This window comes from Campylobacter sp. RM16188 (genome assembly GCF_012978795.1).
In the GTDB taxonomy this organism is placed as follows: Bacteria; Campylobacterota; Campylobacteria; order Campylobacterales; family Campylobacteraceae; genus Campylobacter_A; species Campylobacter_A canis.
In genome coordinates, this window is record NZ_LIWQ01000007.1 from 54,006 (window position 1) to 69,469 (window position 15,464).

The 15,464-nt window shown below is 38.2% G+C and carries 14 protein-coding genes; all 14 read right to left on the reverse strand.

Translation table 11 applies throughout. The features are described from left to right. Positions 1-5: 5 nt before the first annotated feature. Positions 6-611, reverse strand: coding sequence for an acetyltransferase (locus CDOM16188_RS05255; protein ID WP_172199882.1), 606 nt, complete (start codon positions 609-611; stop codon positions 6-8). Next, positions 598-1,203 carry a sugar transferase gene (locus CDOM16188_RS05260; protein WP_172199885.1) on the reverse strand — a complete coding sequence of 202 codons (606 nt, stop codon included), beginning with the start codon at positions 1,201-1,203 and terminating at the stop codon, positions 598-600. Before CDOM16188_RS05260 ends, CDOM16188_RS05255 begins: the two co-directional genes overlap by 14 nt. Beyond that, the gene (locus CDOM16188_RS05265) at positions 1,196-2,311 is read right to left on the reverse strand and encodes a glycosyltransferase family 4 protein (RefSeq protein WP_172199888.1); all 1,116 of its coding nucleotides are present in this window, start codon (positions 2,309-2,311) and stop codon (positions 1,196-1,198) included. Before CDOM16188_RS05265 ends, CDOM16188_RS05260 begins: the two co-directional genes overlap by 8 nt. 244 nt (positions 2,312-2,555) lie before the next feature. Next, positions 2,556-4,910 carry an STT3 domain-containing protein gene (locus CDOM16188_RS05270; RefSeq protein ID WP_172199891.1) on the reverse strand — a complete coding sequence of 785 codons (2,355 nt, stop codon included), beginning with the start codon at positions 4,908-4,910 and terminating at the stop codon, positions 2,556-2,558. Continuing rightward, a complete protein-coding gene (locus tag CDOM16188_RS05275; RefSeq protein WP_172199894.1) occupies positions 4,900-6,027 on the reverse strand; it encodes a glycosyltransferase in 1,128 nt (375 codons plus the stop codon). Before CDOM16188_RS05275 ends, CDOM16188_RS05270 begins: the two co-directional genes overlap by 11 nt. Beyond that, positions 6,024-7,067 (reverse strand): glycosyltransferase, encoded by a 1,044-nt coding sequence (locus tag CDOM16188_RS05280; protein ID WP_172199897.1) that lies wholly within the window; start codon positions 7,065-7,067, stop codon positions 6,024-6,026. The genes CDOM16188_RS05275 and CDOM16188_RS05280 overlap by 4 nt, the downstream gene beginning before the upstream one ends. Then, complete coding sequence (locus tag CDOM16188_RS05285) at positions 7,064-7,993, reverse strand: glycosyltransferase family 2 protein (RefSeq protein ID WP_172199900.1); 930 nt, start codon at positions 7,991-7,993, stop codon at positions 7,064-7,066. Before CDOM16188_RS05285 ends, CDOM16188_RS05280 begins: the two co-directional genes overlap by 4 nt. Before the next feature lie 56 nt (positions 7,994-8,049). Continuing rightward, on the reverse strand, positions 8,050-9,111 hold the full coding sequence (locus CDOM16188_RS05290) for a glycosyltransferase (protein ID WP_172199903.1): 1,062 nt from the start codon (positions 9,109-9,111) through the stop codon (positions 8,050-8,052). Between the two features lie 96 nt (positions 9,112-9,207). Further along, positions 9,208-9,969, reverse strand: a complete 762-nt coding sequence (locus CDOM16188_RS05295) for a glycosyltransferase family 25 protein (RefSeq protein ID WP_172199906.1) — start codon at positions 9,967-9,969, stop codon at positions 9,208-9,210. 1 nt (position 9,970) lies between these two features. After that, on the reverse strand, positions 9,971-11,488 hold the full coding sequence (locus CDOM16188_RS05300; protein ID WP_172199909.1) for an MATE family efflux transporter: 1,518 nt from the start codon (positions 11,486-11,488) through the stop codon (positions 9,971-9,973). Between the two features lie 3 nt (positions 11,489-11,491). Beyond that, complete coding sequence (gene tviB, locus CDOM16188_RS05305) at positions 11,492-12,724, reverse strand: Vi polysaccharide biosynthesis UDP-N-acetylglucosamine C-6 dehydrogenase TviB (protein ID WP_172199912.1); 1,233 nt, start codon at positions 12,722-12,724, stop codon at positions 11,492-11,494. Between the two features lies 1 nt (position 12,725). Beyond that, entirely contained in the window at positions 12,726-13,148 is a 423-nt protein-coding gene (locus CDOM16188_RS05310; protein WP_172199915.1) for an ecotin family protein, read from the reverse strand. Further along, a complete protein-coding gene (locus CDOM16188_RS05315) occupies positions 13,145-14,467 on the reverse strand; it encodes a UDP-glucose/GDP-mannose dehydrogenase family protein (protein WP_172199918.1) in 1,323 nt (440 codons plus the stop codon). Before CDOM16188_RS05315 ends, CDOM16188_RS05310 begins: the two co-directional genes overlap by 4 nt. After that, complete coding sequence (gene galE, locus CDOM16188_RS05320) at positions 14,464-15,447, reverse strand: UDP-glucose 4-epimerase GalE (RefSeq protein WP_172199921.1); 984 nt, start codon at positions 15,445-15,447, stop codon at positions 14,464-14,466. Before galE ends, CDOM16188_RS05315 begins: the two co-directional genes overlap by 4 nt. Between the last annotated feature and the right edge of the window lie 17 nt (positions 15,448-15,464).

Sequence of the window (15,464 nt, forward strand, 5' to 3'; positions counted from 1 at the left end):
CTGCCTTAATCTAAGTTTTTGCTAATTCTGGCGGGATTTCCATAAGCTAAAACATTATTTGTTATATCCCTTACCACAACGCTTCCTGCACCTATCACGCTTCTTGCGCCGATCTTAATGCCTTGAATCACGCAAGAGCCTATCCCAACATGCGTAAGATCACCTACTTCAACTCCTCCCGCAAGAGCGGCATTTGGGCTGATATGGGCAAATTCGCCGATTACGCAATCATGCTCAATGACCGAAGCGCTATTTATGATAGCACCTTGCTTGATAACTGCACGAGCGTTTATAACTGCATTTGGCATGACAACCACTCCACGACAAATTTTTGCGCTCGTGCTTATAACCGCACTTGGATGAATGAGGCTAACTACGTTAAATCCTGCTTCACAGACTAAATTTTGCAAATTTTTGCGTGCGTTATTATCGCCTACGCCTATGATGATGTCGGCTTTTTTTAACTCAGGGCTAAATTTAAGTATATTTACGCCATTAAATTTAGCATCATCAAGAAATATAACCTTCTCATATCCGCACTCTATCGCTATATCAGCGATAACCGCAGCATGGCCGCCACATCCGTATATATAAATCTCAGTTGGTTCCATCAAATTTCACCGTAGTAGCCTCTCCGGCTTTGTTTATATCGTTTCTTTTAAGAACTTTTTTTATCGTTAAAAGTGCGATTTTAGCATCTAGAATAAGGCTTAAATTTCGCACATATTCTACGTCGTATCTAAATTTTTGCTCCCAGCTTATAGCGTTTCTGCCATTAACCTGCGCAAGGCCTGTTATACCGGGGCGCACATCATGCCTTTTAGCCTGCTCGGCGCTATAAAGCGGCAGATACTCTATAAGAAGCGGGCGCGGGCCGATAAAGCTCATATCGCCTTTTAGCACGTTAAAAAGCTGTGGAAGCTCGTCTAGACTAAGGCTTCTTATCATTTTGCCGAATTTATTAAGCCTTAACTCATCGCTTAAAAGCTCTCCGCTCCCATCTCTTTCATCGCTCATCGTTTTAAACTTATAAATCTTAAAAATTTTAGCATTTAGTCCCGGGCGAGCCTGAGTAAAAATCACATCTTTACTAATCTTAAAATATATAAAAATTCCCGTTGCAAGCACAATGGGAAATGTTAAAGTTATCAATAAAACAGCACCCAAAATGTCTAAAAATCTTTTAAAAAACGCCCTATACATCTATAAATTTCCTATAAACTTCAATGTATTTTTTAGCTATTATCTTTTCGTCAAATTCCATAACCGCCATGCCCCTGCCACTTTGCCCAAGCCTTTTAGTTAAACTCTCGTCATCAAGCAAAATTTCTATCTTTTTAGCTAGATCGCTGGAATTTTTAACTTCGCAAAGAAGTCCGTTTACCCCGTCTATGATAGCCTCATTGCACCCGCTAACATCGCTTGCCACAACTGCTCTGCCCATACTCATAGCCTCCAGTACCGTTCTTGGAAAGCCCTCTTTATAGCTTGGAAGAGCTAAGATATAAGATGATTTTAGAAGCCTAGCCACATCATCTCTTGCTCCAAGATACTTTACGCTTCCGCCCTTTAAGAACTCTAAATTTGCAGTGCTTTTGTTGCCGTCAAAGCCCTCTCCGACAAAGACGAACAAAGCATCCTTTCTGTCTTTTAAAATTTCAGCCGCTTCGTAAAATTCGCGCACGCCTTTATGCCACATGGCTCTAGCTATCATCAAAACTACTTTTTTGCCGCTAAAATCAATGCTTTGATACAAATTTTCATCAAATTTTGCGGTGTCGACTCCGACACTTTTTATCTTTATAACCTTATCTTTATCTATCAAATTTTGGCTTAAAAAATATCTCGGATCGGCTTCATTTACGAAGATACAAGCATCGCTTAGCTTAAGAGCTTTTTTATAAAGCAACTCGATACTTTTTCTAATAAGTCTTGTCTTTAGGTCATCGTCTATGTAAAAGCTTCCAAGTCCTTCGACAAGATTTATCACTCGCTTTATGCCAGCTTTTTTGGCTGCAAACGTTCCAAATACGTTTGATTTGTGAGCGGAAGTTTGAAGGAGGTCTAAATTTAAAGAACGAAGAATTTCACTTAATTTTTCAGTGTTTTTAAATACTACAAACGGGTTTAGGCTGGCCCTATCAAGCTCGTAATAAACGCAGTTAAACTCGCTTTCAAGGCGAGTTGAGAATTCACCCTTAGGACAGATCGCAAAAACCTCATGTCCTAAATTTTGTAAAGCCCTCATGATAGGCGAGCGAAAGAAGTAAATGCTCATATCGGCGTGAGATAAAAAGCCTATTTTAGCCATAAAAAGCAACTTTATTTAAAATTCTCGCCGATATTCGCGCAAAGTAGTTCGCAAAGCCGCAAAGATAATTTGTATCTTTGCTTTGTTTGCTCATATCAGCGTGAGATAAAAAGCCTATTCTAGCCATGATTCATAGCTTTCTTTAAGATAAAACAGCCTGCAAGATAGCTCAAGCAAAATCTGCTAAAATACCTAAATTTCATCATCAAATTTCACTTTTTAAATTTTAGATACGATACATCAACTACTTTAACAGTTTATAAATTTTTACCGCTCCGTTTAAAAGCACAGGCTCAAACAACTCCTTATCGTAATTTTCAAAGACAAAAAGCTGTACGTAGGTCGAGTCTAAACTCTGCTTGTCAAGCACTAAAAATCGCCCGTAATCTTTCATATAAACTACATAAATTTTACCGTCTTTATCACGCTCAAATTTCTTTACTACAAGCTCTTCTTTTTCGTTATAGTTTGTTTCATAGTATGTGTTCATAGGTATCTTTTCACCCGCAAAGCTAAGCGTAGTAGCGTCATTTGATATGCTAAAGCCGTTACCGATATCTATCCTGTCTTTACTCAGCGAATAAGGTCTTCCTATATGAAAAAGCAAGTCTTCATACTTCTTGCCGCTACTTAGATCAAGACGTGAAAACTGAAGCGCTACCGGAAATATATGCATCATCGCATCGGGAAGATAATAATATATATCTCGCGTCTTGTTTGGTAGCTTAAATTCCTTATCGTTTAATGAGTTTAAAAATAAATTCACATCGGTAAAATTATATTCTTTCATCATTTGAGCTAAATTTGAGCCGAATTTCTCGCTAAATTTTCGCTCCGTATACTCAACCTCAAGACGAGCCATATTTGCAGAAGCCCTCTGAGGCTCTCCAAGAGCGAAACTAACGGCGAAGTTATCCCTGCCAAGGTGCTTACCGCCGTCAATTAACGTCTTGGTATCGGCATAATAACGAATCGGATATCCATAGTCCCACCAAGCAAGCGTATAATCCTCCCTGCCTGCGATTTGTTCCAGCTTGCTTACGCTTTCAACCTCTTTTTGAACAAAAACGGTTGAGACCTTGTATCCATATATGTGCCAAACACATGGCGCAAGCGCAACCAGCGTAATGCTGATTAAAGCAAGCCTGCTTAAAATTCTATTTGATTTTACGGAGTTTATGATTAGGTAACTAATGCCGCAAGCAAACGCAAAAACAAGCGCAAAGATAAGATAAGAGCCGATCTTAACTTCGCTTACAGGTATAACAAGGGCTAAATTTTGCCCAAATACCGGCAAACTTTCATTGATAGCGCCGTAAAATCTATCAAAATAAAGGCACAAAGTAGCGATAAAAACAGCCAAAGCGGCGATACAAAATTTCTTAAAATGCTTGCCGTCTTTTAAAGAATTTATGCTCAAATTTAAGATATACCCAAATCCAAGCGCCATAACAGGAACGGCATAAACGGTAAATCTAAGACCTCCTTTAACCGCTAAAAATCCTAGCAAAAGCATAGGCGTAGCAAGCAAAAACGAACGGAATTTAAAAGCCATAAGCACGGTACCGATAAAAGCTACGATAAATGTAATCACATGCCCGCTGATACGCTGCGCAAACGTGTCAAAAGGCACTATACTTGACTCTCTTATGGTTTGATTTACGTTGTAGTAATGAAATGTAAGCCCCGTGCTTTCGGCTACATCTCTAAAGATATAAAATTTAAGCTGAAAAATGATAGGCTTAAGCCCGCCGCAAGCCGCAAATAACGCAACCGCACAAGCCGCTAGGATAGCGATTGTCTTTTTATTCCAAATTTCAGGCTTAAAATAAATCGCCGCATAAAGCGCGATAATAATGCTAAATTTAGGCACGTAATCGATATTTGTAAGTGCTATAATCATAAAAATAAGCGCTTCGTAATTTAGCTTATTTGTCCGATCAAATATCAAAGTATAGATCAAAAACAGACCTATCATCGCCGAATTTAACGAGAAAGAGCTAGGATACCACCAGTTGTAAATCAAAATAAAAACAGGGATATATATGAGGTTTGATCGCTGCTTACTCTCAACCAGACGCACCATCGACCAAAGCACAAACACGGCAAGCACGATAACAAGCATATCCGTATCATAATACCCTGCCATAGTTCGGTTGTAGTAGCTGTTTGCGATACTTGCAAGAAGTGCGGCTACAAAGCCGACCTTTAGCATGCCATATTCGCGCGCTATCAAGATCACTGGCACAACAATAAGCGAGCTAAAAAACACACTCATATAAAGGATTATCGTCTCAAATTTAAACGGCAAAAAGCTAGCCAGCACATAAGTAAGCGATGATAGCGAGCGTCCGTAGTAGCTAAGGTCATTAGGCTGATGAAATCCAGCCATCATATCCCTTGCACCTTCGGCAAAAGCATAGCCGTCGTTAGTGCTTATCATAAGCTGATCGTTCCAAAAAAACGGCTCATAGGCACTTGCCCAATACACCCAATACATCCTGCAAAATACGCTAAAAGCAAATGCAACCGCGATCAGGAAAAACGTCTGCTTTGAAAACTGAATATTTTTAAAACCGTCTATAAATTTATTGCCCATCAATACCCTCTAAGTGCTCTATAAGCTGCTTAGCTATAGCAGTCTTGTCAAAATTTTTAATGCGATTATACGCTTTTTTTTCATAAGTTTTTCTCAAATTTTCATCATCTAAAGCTTTTTTCATCGCTTCTTGCATGGCTTTTTCATCATCTACACCTACCAAAACACCAAATTCATCATCGCCCAAAAGCTCTCTAGCGCCACTTTTATGATCGGTTGAGACGATAAATTTCTCACACGCCAAAGCTTCAAGAAGCACGTTTGAAAATCCTTCAAAACGTGAAGCGCAAAGGAAGCACTGCGAATTTTTGATAAATTTAAACGGATTTTTGCTTACTCCAAGAAGCTTCACGCGATCTTGCACGCCAAGCTCGTTTATAAGGCTTTCAAGCTCGGTTTTTAAATTTCCTTTGCCTAAAATTCCAAGTGTTGCTCGTTCGTCGTTTAAATTTGCAATTATTCTTATTAGCATAGCTTGGTTTTTACCGCTATCAAGCCTGCCGATATTTAAGAAAAACGGCTTAAAATAGCTATCAAAAGGCTCATTTGCAAGCTTTTTAATAAGGTCTAAATCAAGTGCGTTGTATAGCACCTTTGTCTTTTTTGCATCGCAGCCAAAATTCTCTATAAGATCTTGCGCATTTCCCTGTGCATTTGCAAGGATTAAATCGGCTTTGTTATAAAGCGCCTTTAGCAAAATTTTATTGGCAAATCCGCTAATTCCGCTACCATAAATAATAGAAGGAGAGCTACGCTCGCTTATAACCATCCTGCCTTTAAGCCCCAAAACTCTAGCCATCAAAGCGATATAACAGGGGCGGTTCATCAGCACGAAGTGAGTATCTATCCTTAAATTTTCGCAAAGTTTTTTGTATTTAAAGGCTAGCTGCGGCAAAGCGAAAAATAGCCTAAAAAGCTTTAAAATTCCACCCTCATAAGGATCTGAGCGCTCTATGAAGTGGATTTTTACTTCACTTGGTATATCATAGGCTATAACTTCACTCATTAAGATTAGATGAATTTCATAGCTCTTTACAAGCTCTGGCAATAAATTTGAAACAACTCGCTCGGCTCCTCCCGAACCCATCGAATAAAGAAAAATCGCAAGCTTTTTCATTGTTTTAACACGTCATTAACGATTTTAAGCCAACTTCGGCGAAAATTTTCAAGCTTAAATTCGTCCTTTCTAGCTCTTGCGTTTATGATAAATTCTTGCGCCTTCTTCTCGTCATTTATCAAAATTTCAAGCTTTTTAGCAAATTCCGTCTCGTCGTTTAACCCGCATAAAAATCCGTCAAACCCGTCTTTAATAAGCTCGCTTGGACCGCATATACAATCAACCGAAATTCTCGCACAATCAAAAAAGATAGCCTCTATTAAGATATTTGAAAGCCCCTCGCTAAGGCTTGTAAGGGCCACTATCTTGGCTCTTTGGTAGAAATTTTCTATATCCTTAACCGCGCCTGCAAACTCTATGCTAACGCTTTTTTCATCGGCTAAATTTTGATATTTTCGTATATCCCCTGCTCCGCAAACTACTATTTTATAGCCGTTTCGCCTGCTAGGCGGTATTAAAGCAAACGCGTTTATAAGAAATTCAAGACGCTTGTTTGAACTTAAATTTGAAGGAAAGAGGATGATATTTTCTTTTGTTATCTTTTCGTCCCCGTCGCTTGCCATAAAAAACGGATTTTTGATGATGGCTGAGTGTTTAAGAGCGTAAAAATCATAATCGAATTTCGTTAGAAACGTTATAAAATCAGCCTTTTTATAAGCTAAGTTTACAAGGGTTTTGCTTAGTAAATTTTTGTGATTGGTATGATTTCCATGCTCTGAAATGATGAGTTTTGAATTTGCTTTAGCAAACGCCAAAGGATAGGCTCCAAAGCCCGCAAAGCTGATAATTAGATCGAATTTATTTTTTGCAAAAAATTTCTTAAACTCTAAAAACGAATTGCGCAAAAAACCGCTTGTTTCAAGGTTTAAATTTGTCATTTCAACATCGTCAAAAAATCCCTCTTGATCACTTTTAAGCACGCTTAATACGCTTACTTCAAAACCTTCATCAACAAGTGCGTCATAGACCGCACGCGCTACTTTTATGCTGCCTCCAAGCATATTTATATAAATTACCAAACAAATTCTAGCGCCTTTCAAGCAGAGCCTTTTAGCCAAAGTCTAAATTTGCTAAGCGATATAATCAAAGAGCGCGGAAACGGGCTTAAAGCAAGCATCGCAAGCGCTTCTTTAGTCGGTTTTGCGCGAAGACTTTTCAATATAAATTGATACATTTTTTTATACTCACCGCCCATCTTTGCATAGTAAGCAGCAGTTTTATACAAGATAGCTATGCGATTAGGATCTGTTTGGGGGGCTTTTTTTATAAGTAAATCAGCCATAAGAGCGTAGCCTTTCATAATGCTAAGCGGTCGCTTGAGTGCGTTTGTCGTAACGCTATCGTCTCTTTGAAACCTATAAATTCTAACGGCTTCATGAAGATAATATGCAGGAAAATCAAAAAGATATATCCAAAGCGTATTTTCACTACCGTATAGACCCTTTTCAAAGCGTCTATCGCCGATGGCTTCGCGTCTAAACATAACTAAAAATTCGCCTCTTATCTTGCCGTCATAATAGTCTTGCTTATTTATCTCTTGGCTTTTTTCAAGCCCAAAGCCAGAAAATTTCTCTGTTTTTTCGCCGTTAATCTCATAATAGCAATTCGCCCAAACGCTATGATAGCCTAAATTTAGCACGTTTACCATCTTGGATATCGCACCTTCAAGCAACAAATCATCATCATCAAGTATCACGAAAGCATCGCCGCTTGATTTATCAAAACCGTTGTTTTTATTGCCATTTGGTCCGCGCTCGTAAGTTTGATTTGTGAAGTATTTTACGCACTCGAATTTAGCCTCATACTCTTTAGCAAGCTCGCTTGTGCCGTCATTTGAGTTATCATCGGTAATCACTATCTCTTTATTTTCATAGTCTTGTGCTAAAGCGCTTTTTAGAGCTAACTCAAATAAATTTTTACGATTATAAGTGGGTATGATTATGCTAATTTTTAAATTTTTATCCATAAATCTCCGCCTCAAAATATAACCGAGTATATCAAATTTTAATTAATATAAATTTTTTATATTTTAACGGAGTCGCCTATAAATTCCATCCATTTTTTGTAAATTTGCTCTATCTTAAAGCTATCGGCTTTAAGGTTTGCATTTTTTACGAATTTTTCTCTTAACGCATCGTCATTTACAAGAATTTCTATCTTTTCGCTAAGCGCTTTAGTGTCATCAATCGGAACTAAAAAGCCGTCCACGCCATCTTCTATAAGCTCACTGGCTCCAGTTGTCGCGGTTGCAATTCTAGCGCAGTCAAAAAATATGCTTTCTATCAAAACATTAGGAAGCCCTTCCGTTTTAGAGCTTGAAACAATGATCTTAGAACGCTCATAAAGCGAAGCTATATCTTCGGTTTGACCGACAAATTCGACATCTATATGTAGATCGTGAGCTATAAGATCAAGGCGCTGTTTTTCATCGCCCGATCCGGCTATAACGATTCGGTAATCCTTTAAAATTTCTTTATCTATTAAACTAATTGATTTCAAAAAGACGTCACAGCCCTTAAGAGCCACCAGCCTACCAACAAAAAGTATTATATTTTCTTTAGGCAAACCCTTTTTGCTAGCTTCAAACATAGGGTTATACATAACTGTTTTATTTTTTACGAATTTATAGTAGTCAAAATCGCTCTTAGTAAGTACCGTAAGACCTGTCGCATAAGGATAAAGAAGGCGTCTTAACCACACCCAAAGCTTAGGTTTAAGAAAGCTTGAACTTGAATGCTCGCTTATAAAAAGCGGCTTGTTTATAAAGATATTTGATAGTATTACATTTATATTCGTGCTATCCATAAAAGATATCACAACATCGAAATTTCCCTCTTTAATGAGTTTTCTTTGGTAAAAAAACTTCTTAATCCGCCTAACAAAATTGGTAAAAAATCCCTTCTTAAGCATAGGATAAGGAAGATCTATAAGCTTAACTCGCTTGTCGATATCGTAAAAAGAAGGTTTTGAGTCAAATTTAAGCAAGGTAACATCATGAAAATTTGCAAAATATCCGGACAATATCGCCATAACCCGCTCGGCACCGCCCGCTTGCATAGTCGATATCACAAACAAAACTCTCATTATTTATCTCCAAAATTTATTTATAACCTTGCAAAAAACAATTAAAATTCATAAAAAAGAAATTGGCATTTTATAAATTTCATCCTTTATAACTGCTTACTTTTTCTTTTTAAAAATTCGCTCATAGCCTTTAAATTTGGCTTCAAAACGAGTCGATAAAATGTATTTTACCGAATTAAAGTAAGCTTTTAAATTTTGGCTTTCATAGCCCCTTATATCTCTTGCCTCTTGGATAGCCGAACTACTTAGATCAACAGGATGAGCAAAAATATCGCTAAAATACATCTTAAGTCCGTTTTTCTTAAGCAGATAGCTCCAAAAATCGGTCGTGCAAACAGCCTCGTTGTGCGTTTGAAGCAACGCCTTAGCACTTGATTTTGTAACTATATAAGCCGCCGCCCTATAAATACTTGAGTGCGAATGCTTTGAAACTTCATAAAGCTCAGCGTTAAGCCTTTTGCCAAATGCGCTAAATCTTCCGTCAAGTCCGTCCTGACAACCGCATATCAAAATCGAATTTTCACATATATTTTGAGCAAGTTCAAAGGATTTTTTAATACCCTCATCATCTCCCATAACATCATCTTCAAGGATAAGAGCAAATTTTGACTCGCTTTTTAAAAACTCCTCATAAGCCTTCATGTGAGAAAGCGTACAACCTATCTCAGCTGGGCTTAAAAGCTTGCCGTAAGCTTTAAATGAGGCAACTGCGTATCTAAAATACTCCATCGCGTTCATGATCCTGCCGTCAACAGCCTCGATAAGCGTAAATTTATCATAGCTTTTAAACTGCTCTTTTAACTTTTGTCTGCGAGATTCATCGCTTTTTAAAGAGATTAGAAAAATTTGATTATCCACTTTAAAGCCTTTTAAATTTACTCTTTACTTTATTTAACAAAGCCGTCCGCTCATCTTTGCTAAAAATTAAAAATAGATTAATCCCGTATCCTGCAAATAAAAATATCAGCGAAAAACAGATAAATCCCGTCCAATTTGTAATCTCAACAAATTTAGAAGCTCCATAAAAAACTGCGCAAGTCAGTGCAAACATAGCCAAATTTCTAAAAAACAGAGGATAAAAAGCACTTAATCTTATACGCAAATTTAACGCAGCGTTTATAAGATCAAAGCAAACTATGCGAATAGAGTAAAATATCGCTCCGACAACGACAACTCCGTAAATTCCGTAGTCGCTAAATTTCAAAATCCAAATTTGAGCGGCGATAGTGCTCACTCCCAAAATAGTATTTGCTATCGCCGGTCGGCGCAGTTTATTTGTCGCGCTATCTATGTTAAACAGCGCAAACACATAGCCTATAAGCAAGATCGGAACAAGAGTTATGATAGAAAGATTATAGATCAAATTTATCTCATCACTCGTTTTAAACGGCAGCCAAAGAGTGTAAAATTCCAGCCCGAAAACCACGAAAATAGCTACAGGAACGCTCATGATAAAAGCAACTACCTTCATAGCAAATTTCGCTTCGGCTATTAGTGCGCGCAGGTTTTTTTGAGAGTAAAGTTGCACGAATTTAGGCGCAAAGATCGTACTAAGCTGAGCCACAAAGCTTTCAAGTATGATAGGAGCGGCCTTTGCTACGGCTAAAATTCCCGTCAAATTCGCGTTTAAGAAGATATTGCAGATAAACAGATCCATCCCTGTTAAAAGTATGCGGTTTAAGGCGTTAAAGCTATTCCAAATTCCCGAGCTTGCAAGCTCTTTTATCATCGAAAAATTAAAATTTGAAAGAGTAAATTTAAGCTCTGGAGTAATTTTTGAAGAGATAAAAACGGTGCTAAAAAACACAAAAACCGAAGATGCAAGCGCAGAAATTGCGATATAGGCTATCATCGGCTTAAAAAAGTAAAAAAGAGCCACGATAAGAGCGGCTAAAATCACCATGGAAATAGCGTTTCGAACGGATATCAGATAAAGCTTATTTCGCACGAAAGCGCATACGGAGATCACGCCGTTAAAAAGTCCTACGCAAAAATTTATAAAATAAAATATAAAAGTAAGCCGCACGTCATGCGTAAGATATTCGGGCACGTTTAAAACGCGACTTAGATTTAAGATAAAAACTGCCGAAATAGCGGCTATGGCAAATGAAAATATTATATTTACGGCTAGAACCGAGGAGTAATAGTCATTTGCCTTTTTTATATCGCCTCTGTGCCACTCATACGCGACAAATCGACCGCTTACGGAATTTATAGCAACCGTAACGACCGAAGCGTATGCGACGATAGCGTTAGCAAGCCCGACAAAGCCGTAAGCCTCGTTTCCAAGGCTTTTTAGTATATAAGGGGTTAGAAAAAAATTTATCCCCAAATATACGATAAAAACGACAACCGAGCTGATTAAATTTATAAACAAATTCTAAAGTCTCGCATCGGCTTTTGGGTAGATATTTTTGATATCGTAAACTAGCGTATCGCTTAAATTTAGTCCCTTAAATTTATCGTGAGCTACCGTTATAACTACGCAGTCATAGTTGCTTGCATCATAATTTTCAAGCGGATTTAAACCATACTCTTTTTGCACTTCCCCAGCATCCGCCCAAGGATCATGGACGTCAACTCCGCAACCAAAATCCTTAAGCTCATCTATAACGTCTATAACGCGAGAATTTCTTATATCGGGGCAATTTTCCTTAAAAGTAAGTCCAAGCACAAGCACTTTAGCGTCGCTTATCTTAACGCCGTTTTTTATCATTAGCTTTACGACTTCGCCAGCTACGTATCTGCCCATATTATCGTTTATCCTGCGTCCTGCAAGGATAATTTCAGGGTGAAAGCCAAGCTCTTGAGCCTTGTAGGTAAGATAGTAAGGATCTACGCCGATACAGTGTCCTCCCACTAGACCCGGACGGAAATTTAAGAAATTCCACTTCGTGCCGGCAGCTTCTAAAACCGCGTTTGTATCGATATTCATCTTATTAAATATCATTGCAAGCTCGTTAATAAAAGCTATATTTATATCGCGCTGAGTATTTTCTATAACCTTTGCGGCTTCTGCTACCTTAATGCTTGGGGCTTTATGAGTGCCTGCTGTAATTACGCTTGCGTAAATTTGATCGATCTTGCATGCTATCTGCGGTGTTGAGCCTGAAGTGATTTTTTTTATTTTAGTTACGGTGTGCTCTTTATCGCCAGGATTTATCCGCTCAGGAGAGTAACCGCAGTAAAAGTCCTCATTAAATTTAAGCCCCGAACTTTCTAAAATAGGCACGCAAATCTCTTCGGTAACGCCCGGATAAACAGTGCTTTCATAGACTACTATATCGCCTTTTTTAAGCACTTTCGCCACACTCTGGCTAGCTTTTATGACAGGCGTCAAGTCGGGTCGCTTGTTTTTATCTATGGGTGTAGGGACGGTAACGATAAAAAGCTTACAATCTTTTATATCATCCAAATCGGTGCTAAATTTCATCCCGTTTTCTATCGCTTTTCGCATCTGATGACTATCAAGCTCAAGTGTGCGATCAAATCCATCCTTAAGCTCTTGTATGCGAGATTTATTAATATCAAAACCGATTACATCGTATTTCTCGCTAAAGGCTGCCGCTAGCGGTAGTCCGACATATCCTAGACCGATTACTGCTATTTTCATCTTATCTTGCTACCTCTGCGCGTTTTTCATCTATCTTTTGATAAATTTTATACTTTACTATGACATCTTTAGGCGCTTTAATGACAATCGGCGTGTAACTATCATAATCAAACATTTTTGTAAAAGAGTAATGAACGAATTTTTGACTCTTTTTACCGTCAGGACACAACATCATAGTTGAGGCAAGCTCGGCTTTGTCGTCAAATTCATAAAGAGCAATAGGCTCTTTTGAAGGCTTTTCTTTAAGTTTTCCTCCTCCTAAAAAGTGATTGTTGCAATCAACTTTAAGCTCTTTGCCAAAGATCACTTCAATCTTATAATCTCTTTCGTTTTCAAGCTTTTTAAGCTCTATTTTATTATTTACCAATTGGCTGCTGGCAAAAATAACCGCCGGCAAGGCTAGTAAAAATGTGAATTTCTTCATGACTTTACCCCTATTTGAAAATATTTAAATCCAAGATCTTTTAAAATTTTAGCATTATACTGATTTCTTCCGTCAAAAATCACAGGATTTTTCATGCGATTTTTCATCTCATGAAAATCAGGCGATCTAAACTCGCTCCACTCCGTTAAAAGCACCATACAGTCGCTCTCATCAAGTGCGTCATATTTACTTTTTACATATTTTACGGTTGAATTTGGAAGATATTTTTTAGCCTCGCTTATCGCTTTTGGATCATACGCTATGATATCCGCCCCCTCTTTTTCAAGCAAATTTATAAGAGTAAGCGAGCTAGCCTCTCTCATATCATCGGTATTTGGCTTAAAAGCAAGTCCCCAAAGGGCTATTTTTTTACCTTTTAAATCTCCTTTAAAAAACTCATAAATTTTATCAAATAAAACTCGCTTTTGAGCCTTGTTTCGGCTCTCAACCGCATTTAAAAGCTCAGGCTCAAATCCGTTTTGTCTAGCCGTATAGATAAGAGCCTCCACATCCTTTGGAAAGCAGCTTCCACCGTATCCGCACCCCGGATATATGAAGCTATAGCCGATTCTAGAGTCGCTTCCTATGCCTTTACGCACCAAATTTACATCAGCCCCGACCCTTTCGCAAATATTTGCTATCTCGTTTATAAAGCTAATTTTAGTAGCAAGCATAGAATTTGCAGCGTATTTAGTCATTTCAGCCGACTTTACGTCCATAGCGATAAATCTATCGTGATTTTTCATAAAAGGTGCATAAAGCTCTCTCATAACCTCTTCACCCCAACTGCTGCTAGAACCTACTACAACGCGATCAGGCTTTAAAAAATCCTCAATCGCAGCTCCCTCTTTTAAAAACTCAGGATTGCTAACGACTTCAAATTTTATATCCAAATTTCTCTTTTTAAGCTCATTTGCGATAATCTCGCTCACTTTTTCGCCTGTTCCTACGGGCACGGTTGATTTATCAACTATGATCATAGAATGACTCATGTGTTCGCCGATACTTTTTGCAACTTGAAGGACGTATTTCAAATCAGCCTGTCCGTCAGCTCCCATAGGTGTTCCGACCGCTATAAAAAGCACGCTTGCATGAGCTAAAGCCTCTTTTATATCGGTGCTAAATTTAAGAGTTTCGTTTTCAAAGCACTCCTTAACCATCTCGGCAAGTCCAGGCTCATAGATAAGCACTATACCTTGTTTAAGTGCATTTATCTTAGCTTCATCCACATCAACGCATATCACGCTATTGCCCATTTTAGCTAGGCAAGCCCCGCTAACAAGCCCCACATAACCTGTCCCTATAACTGCTATTTTCATATTTTCCTTTCCCATTCAAGAGCTGTTTTAACGATAAGTGCCAGATCATCGCGCTTTGGCTTCCAACCGGTTAAATTTCTAATCTTTTGCGATTTTGCTATAAGCACCGCAGGATCTCCCTCTCTGCGAGGAGCATCTATCACCTTAAAATCAACTCCGCTAACTTCTTTAACTGTTTTTATCACGTCTCTTACGCTAAATCCTCTACCATACCCTACGTTAAATACTTCACTGGAGCCGTTTTCAAGGTATTTAAGCGCAGACAGATGCGCATCTGCAAGATCGCTTACGTGTATATAATCTCTTATGCAAGTACCGTCACTCGTGTCATAATCACTCCCAAATACACTCATTTTATCTCGTTTACCAAGCGCCGTTTGAGTAGCTATCTTTATAAGATGAGTGGCGTTTGGATAGTTTTGCCCTATAAGTCCTTCTTCATCGGCTCCCGCTACGTTAAAATATCTTAAAATCGCAAATTTAAAGCTCTTATTTGCCGCTGCATAGTCTTTTATAATCATCTCGCTCATTAGCTTGCTTCTGCCGTATGGATTTATCGGCTCAGGGGATGTTAGCTCGTCAACCTCTCTTATATCGGGTTCACCGTAAACGGCAGCCGTTGAAGAGAAGATAAATTTATTTACGTTAAATTTCTTGCAGTAAGTTAAAATTTTAGCTACATTTGCGGTGTTGTTTAGATAGTATTTAAGCGGATCTTGTGTACTTTCAAAAACCTCTATAAATGCCGCAAAATGAATAATGGCATCAAATTTTCCTTCAGCAAAAATTTGAGTTAAATCATCTTCCAAATTCGCATTTATAAACTCGAATTTATTAAGCTTCTTAAGTGCTTCAACAGCTTTTATTGAGCCTTTACAGAGGTTGTCTATGACAGTTATATTGTGCTCACTCTCCTTTAAAAGCGCTTTTAAAACATGAGAGCCTATGTAGCCTGCTCCTCCTGTTATTAAAATATTCATCAAAAACCTTTGGCATA